The organism is Beijerinckia sp. L45 (assembly GCF_009765775.1).
Taxonomy (GTDB): domain Bacteria; phylum Pseudomonadota; class Alphaproteobacteria; order Rhizobiales; family Beijerinckiaceae; genus RH-AL1.
On the sequence record NZ_LMUU01000237.1, the window covers coordinates 1,021 to 2,088 of the forward strand.

Consider the following 1,068-nt stretch of genomic DNA (forward strand, 5'->3'; position numbering starts at 1 on the left):
AGAGACATGCTCCGCGATGTCCTACCGGCGCGGTCGCCGCGGGAGTAGCGCGATGTCCCGAACAATCCGCACATTCTGGACAATCTATGGGCTCGTCGCGCTCGGCTTCATTGTTCTCGTCGTAGGGCCGCGGGTCGAGGGATTAATTCGCCCGATCCGAAGCACCCAAAGCATCGAGGATGTCGGTCGCGTTAACGCGTTTCTCCGCTTCGATTGGGTCAGCGAGAAGACACGAATGGCGCCTGGCGGCCCGCTAGATGTCGCGCTCGTCACACCATCCGATCGCTTTGAGGTCACGCTCTACAACGATACAAGCGCGCCGGGCGAACCGCGCTGCAGCCGCATCTTGCCGTGGGCTCGATCCATGACGGTCGGCGTCGGTCCGCACCGACAATCTTATTGCGTCGAGATCCCCCGCACCGTCACGGCGAGCGATCGGATCGAACTCGTTGTCGTCGCGCACTACGGCGGGCTCCTCGGACTTTGGGATCTCCCGGTCCGCTTTCCGCCGATTGTGTACACGCCCACCCAATAGCTGAGGTCCGCCGATGTCGGTGATGATCATCGTCGCCTACCACCTGGTGGGCGCATATTCGGCGCGTCGATAGCGCCGCGCAATCTCGCCCGATGCAGACCATGGTGTGCACGGACCACCTCACCAAGGAGCAAAGGCGCGCGGACGAGCACAAGACGTCGAGCATTAAGTTCGACGTGCTCTGTTCCCCGCGACCAGCCGATGTCTGACCACGCGGGTTCGAACTAAACCCACGCCGGGCTTAGCCACAATTTTGAAGCCCCGTCCCTGCTTCGGCAGGGGCGGGTTTTTTGTTTGCATGTTACGCATGGTCGACGATCCCCTTGAAGCTTGCGTGCCGCAACTCGCCGGATCCTGTCAGCCCACGATAGGCGATCTCGGCTTGCAAATCGGGAGCGACCCACACGGCGCCCTTTGTTTTGAGCCCGGGCACTGCGCATTTCGACGTTGCGATCGCGTCGAGCTTGGTCCGCAGCATGGTGGCGACCTTGTCGCTGAAGCCGGTTCCGACCGAGCCGACCGAGATCAGCTTG

The 1,068-nt window shown here is 62.1% G+C and carries 1 protein-coding gene and 1 pseudogene; one reads left to right on the forward strand and one right to left on the reverse strand.

Going from position 1 to position 1,068, the window contains the following annotated elements; all coding sequences use genetic code 11:
• Nucleotides 1-535 (forward strand): hypothetical protein (locus tag GSQ79_RS24505; protein WP_210253209.1); only part of this gene is annotated, 535 nt, incomplete at its 5' end.
• A 301-nt stretch (nt 536-836) separates the two neighbouring features.
• Here the strand turns inward: GSQ79_RS24505 and GSQ79_RS24510 are convergent.
• Nucleotides 837-1,068: pseudogene (locus tag GSQ79_RS24510) on the reverse strand (ATP-dependent DNA ligase); the annotation flags it as partial.